Origin of the sequence: Marispirochaeta aestuarii, from assembly GCF_002087085.1 — a bacterium.
GTDB lineage: Bacteria > Spirochaetota > Spirochaetia > JC444 > Marispirochaetaceae > Marispirochaeta > Marispirochaeta aestuarii.
Genome location: NZ_MWQY01000043.1, coordinates 1 through 5,240, shown reverse-complemented (window position 1 = coordinate 5,240; position 5,240 = coordinate 1). Strand labels below are relative to the sequence as shown.

4 protein-coding genes are annotated in these 5,240 nt (G+C 40.2%); all 4 read right to left on the bottom strand.

The annotated features are described in order from the left end of the window. Positions 1 to 28: 28 nt before the first annotated feature. The 4 genes from B4O97_RS18940 to B4O97_RS18925 all read right to left on the bottom strand — a co-directional run bounded on the left by B4O97_RS18940 (position 29) and on the right by B4O97_RS18925 (position 4,760). Positions 29 to 949, bottom strand: a complete 921-nt coding sequence (locus B4O97_RS18940) for an IS4 family transposase (RefSeq protein WP_083053090.1) — start codon at positions 947 to 949, stop codon at positions 29 to 31. Between the two features lie 492 nt (positions 950 to 1,441). Then, positions 1,442 to 2,647: a polysaccharide biosynthesis/export family protein gene (locus B4O97_RS18935; protein ID WP_083053089.1), complete on the bottom strand. Its 1,206-nt coding sequence runs from the start codon at positions 2,645 to 2,647 to the stop codon at positions 1,442 to 1,444. An 82-nt stretch (positions 2,648 to 2,729) separates the two neighbouring features. After that, positions 2,730 to 3,944 (bottom strand): GumC family protein, encoded by a 1,215-nt coding sequence (locus B4O97_RS18930; protein WP_083053088.1) that lies wholly within the window; start codon positions 3,942 to 3,944, stop codon positions 2,730 to 2,732. Positions 3,945 to 4,013: 69 nt separating this feature from the next. Continuing rightward, positions 4,014 to 4,760, bottom strand: coding sequence for a hypothetical protein (locus B4O97_RS18925; protein ID WP_083053087.1), 747 nt, complete (start codon positions 4,758 to 4,760; stop codon positions 4,014 to 4,016). Positions 4,761 to 5,240: the final 480 nt, after the last annotated feature.

Genomic DNA, 5,240 nt, shown 5'->3' with positions numbered 1-5,240 from the left:
TCATTACACCACATGGAGGTATTTTTTTCTACACGTGAAAATCGCTCAGGTTAGGTTTTAAAAATATTTCAATCTGCCAACGGTCTTTATAGATGGCAGATATTGTAGTCGGAGACCAAACAAAATTATTTGTGAGAATAACAATATATTTGCCAGTTTCTGGATCTTTCGACCGAATTCGGCGCAGCTTTAAAGGACATTTCTTTCTGGTGTAATAACCTTCCATTATTATTGTCTGATCCGATGAAATATTTTTGTATGAAGAAACATCCTTTCGCTCAACGACTGCGTAGTCAGCATTCTTTTTCTGTCTGGTAACGAAATAAATGCCTTTACTACAATAAGTTGCAAATAATTTGAAATCTGTATAGCCTCTATCGAAGGTTATTACGTCCCCGGGATTGAACTGCATTTCCTTTAACGACTTCAGTTCATGGATCTTTGCTGTGGTCATTGATATGAAGGTTGGAATGTATCCTTTGTGATCCAGCTTCATATTCAACTTGATGCCGCCTTTTCGTTTTCTGAAATCAGCCCAGGGGAACAAGCTGAGACATAGATCGATTGTTGTAGCATCTATGCTGTAAAGCGGATTCTTGAATTTATGCTTATGGCGCCGTTCCATTGACAGTATTTTTTCCAGAAGGCCCGAAAAAACGTTTTCATAAATCATTGATGAACGATTGTTATTCGCATACGACAACGTTGAGCGCTTAACTTGTTTTACCCCCAGATGATAAAGAGATTGCCGCATAGATTCCATTGTAGTTTCTATACCTCGAAGTCCTGTTTGTCCCGATAACTGAGCAAATATCATGGAAACAAATTGTTCCCAGCAAGTAAATCCTTTGGAAGCAAAATCTCCATTGTGCTTTCTTACTGATTTTTCAAATTCATATCTCGGTATGCTTTGAAGAATCTGCTTAAAAATGCTATTTTGATATCCCATGGCCTGATTTCCTTCTTGTATAAAGATTTATGCCGCCAAGCTTAAATCAGTATACTTTGGATCTCAGGCCATTAATAGTCCTTATTTTGGACAGCTATGCTCTCACATAATAATTATTAGATCCAAGACTATTCCCAAGATTACCATTCCCTGTATTAAGCCAGTTGTTGCCGCAAGAGTGATGGATGAAAACAAGCTTCTCAGTTGTTACAGGAGGATTGGTCTTTATAATAGACTCACTGCCAGGATCAATACAGGAAACAAGCAGTGTACCAAAAAACAACAAAATCATACGGGCATGTTGTAAAACCACTGTTCATTCGCCTCGAAAAAAGTTTATTAGCATGCTGTATATCTTAAAAGATGTTCTTAATGACCAAATACAGCTCACATTTATAATCAATCTGATATATTCACAACAATTGATAATATACAGCATGCATTGCCAAATAACTTCTTTCCGCAGTTTTTGAATAATTTAGCAGCAGATTTTTACTGGTTTGCAAGGTTTACAATGGAGATAATAGTTAAAATAAAAGCTAAGCCAGTAGTTACAACGGGGAAATGCCGGTTGAAATTATAAATAAAATTATTATTAAGCACAGTAATGGTGTCCCCGGGGCTTATGGGGTAAGTCGGATCCTGCTGGTTACCATAGCGATCTACAACAGTTACCTCATTGCCTGAATTTCGTTCAAAATCAATGCCGCCAGCAAGATTTACATAATACATATAGCTCTCGGGGGGTGCATACTGATATCGTCCTGGATTGAATACAGCCCCAACAACTGTTACCTGCAGATCCTGATCGCGTTTTGAAGGGATTGTAATAATGTCCCGATCCTTGAACTCAAAATCGCTGTCTGTGTTATTGTAATCAAATACAATAAGTTCGGGACCTTCACCAGAGAACCTTTCCACAGTTACCCTTCTAAGATCTGCCAGCGGAGTAAACCCTCCGGAAAAATATTGGATATCCTGCAGGTCTTCGTTCTCCAGCAGTTGATAAATACCGGGACGATAGACTTCTCCGTTTATTCTGATCTGTTTATCAACCCGAGAAATCGTGATCCTGTCGCCCGGGCGTACAAGAGGATTCTGTGAAAGATCTCCCTTATAGCGTGCCATCCAGAGATCAAATGTTCTTTCTGTTCCATCTTTGGCGTTTACCGCAACGTTCCTCATGGAAGAATATGCTCCCAGAGAACCGGAAACTACATCGTTTAGTCGGGAAAGTCCCCAGGCAGTAACATATCTGGTTTGTGGGATCTCTCCAATTATCGGGACTTCAAAGGTACCGGTGGAAATCATTGTAAGGGACGGCAGACTGCGAGGATATCCTTCCTGAATCAGACGTTCAACCCGTTTTTTAAGTTCCGGGAAGTTGGTATCTTGGACATCAATCTCCCCAAATATGCCAAGATTGATTGAATAATCACTCTCAACGATTATCTGATTGGTTATTAATGACCCTGCCGCCGTGAAGGTGATACGGTAAATATCACCAGGGGTCACAGGATAGCCTTCGTTCGATATTGCCAGCTGAAGTCTGTTTGTTTGGGCTTCAACAAGTTCCTCTTCCTGCCCACCTCCGGTTACTCCATCAGAGCCCGGGCTCGATGGGGTTACACCAAAATCCTGAGAAGAAAGCACGAAACTAAAACATGATAAGGCAAGCAGGAGAAATAAGTTTTTCATGAAAAAGTACCTTTATTATCTTTTGAATAAATTTGAACAACCAATGCAGGAAATGATACTAATTTCGAGTATACCAAAAAATTTACGAATACTCGCCTTTAAGAATTTTAATTTTTTTCGGGTCATTTTTAACATGGCGAACAAGATCTATGAAGAGGGCTAAACCAATAGATCCAAAAAAACCTATAACAGTAGCCATCATGCATATCTGACTTCTTCGAGGTCTTGATTTCTCCTCCGGAACTTCCGCGGGTTCGAGAATACTGAACGGAGAGCTTTCGCTTGTAGTTGTCAATTTTTGTACCTCATACTGCTCTTTCAGGTTTTGAAATATTCGCATTTGTATCTGGTGGTTCATTTGCAGATGAGAGTACTCTATTGCCAGTGCAGAAAGCTCCTGACGCGAGGGCATATTACGAATCCCGGACCCCTGTCCTTGCTCTATCTGTTGAATCAGTTCCCTTAAGCTGTCTCGCTGAGCCTGAAGCTGTATTAGCTCCTGATCCTGCAGCGTTGAAAAGCCGGTGTAGTTTTTAATAGCCATCTCCGTTTGAATCAGTTGATTCTCCAGATCATTTATAATACGGGTCTGTGCCTCTGCCAACTGTTCAATCGAAAAGACTCCATACTCTGTCTGGAATCTGGCGATTTCCTCTTCCAGTCGTCGTATTTCCTGGCTCACCTCTTCCAGCTTATATTCCATAGCGGATAGATTCTGACTAGAACTGCTGCCTTCCCATTGCCGAAACCATTTCTGTAAGTTATTAACCATGCTATTAACGACATCTCGGGCAAATTGAGGATCAGTACTTTCAAAGCTAATCCTCAAGCTCCCTGTCCGACTTTCATATACAAAAGTACTGTTTCCAAGAATTATATTTCGTGAGTTTGTCCGTACTTTATCAGTAATCCCATACTTTTCTATTATGCTATTTTCTTCCACAATTGTATCGATGAAAGGATTACTTCGAAGTACCCGAACGCCAAGTTCCCCATAGTTAGTTTCGTTCCGAGGAGCCTGTATTCCAAGCGCGGCCAGCATGGACCCCATATCTGATCCTCCACCTTCCCCTGCAATCAGAACGGCATAAGAAACATAAAAATTGGGTAACGGGCTCTTCTCCGGGGGAAGTCGCAAGGAGACTATAGCAAAAACAACGCTGCCCAATGCTGTAAGTAAAGTAATCGATATAATCAAATACTTATGCCGAAACAGATAAGACAGATAATATAGCACACCTTCGATTAAGGTTCTTTCCTGCTCTGAGAACTGTTTTGGTTGTTGGTTTTCCGCCATCTTTTTTGTTTACCTTTCTATTTCCACTGAGTAAAGAAATAACCGATAGATTTATGGTCGACACTAAAATCAGCCTAATCGCGATAAAAAGACGATTAACTTCTTCGCGATCACCTTTCTCCCTTTCTCATCAAGATGCCCGCCATCCCAAGTATAGCCAGGATACAGTGCTTCGTATTCCACACCTTCTATATTCACTGTAAATAATGAACCATTGGGCTTTGTAGCCTCAGCGGCGGCAAGATCGAATAGTCGCCCAGTCTGCTTTTTCGCCTTTCGAAGCATGTTATTAAAACTATGCCGTACAATATTGGCTTCACGCCCGTCATCTGTCTTATGCAGACGTCCAAGTATACCCTTGATCATATTCTGAAATCCAGTCATGGGAGATGTGAGCGGCATTGTCATATATATGAAAGTCGTTTGAGGAAATTCCTTTTCTAGCTCTTCCATCTCGGAGATATACCTGTTAAAGAATGAATCGATATCCTCATCTCCCCTTGTATCAACATAGCAAAACTTCATAAAAGCAACGTCGACCGAATTTCCAACACCGGATCTAACCATATCTGCAAAATCATGTATTTTGCTACTTGGTTCCGTGTTTTCGCCTACATGTGCATCAAAGATATTCACATCGTCAGGGCTATCACCGGATTCAAAAGTTACCATTCTTACAGGAATTTCGGCTCCCCGTGCCAAATCATCAACACCGGATAGTATGTTTCTTCCAACCGATTGATGCCCGAAGAATATTTTCATGTCAGCTATTTTTTCAAGAGCATTATTAACCTGTTCATCGGGAATACCGTTCATACTTCCTCCATTGCATGAAATGCAGAAAACAATGTACACAAGAATCAATGATAATTTTGTGTATAATATGGTTTTTTTATTCGATTGATTCAGATACATCGCAAAAAAACTACCTCATTTCATTCTAATAATATCAGATATTATTTTGGCTGTTTTATTCCAGTTTATTTGCTCTTCCGAACGTTTTCGCCCATACTCACCCATCCTGCCTGCGGTTTTCGTGTTTGACGGTATAGTAATGATTGCATTTTCTATTTCCTTAATACTCTCCAGTTTTACAAGAAGACCGCTTTGCCATATTTAATGTCAGCAGTCACACCGCATTCGTTGCTCCCGATGATCGCGAGAATATATAATTGTTTTCAGACAAATATATGTACAGTCAAGTTGCCCTATTAAATTACAATAAGCAAATTTAAATTACACCTAACCTGAGCGATTTTCACGTGTAGAAAAAAATACCTCCATGTGGTGTAATGA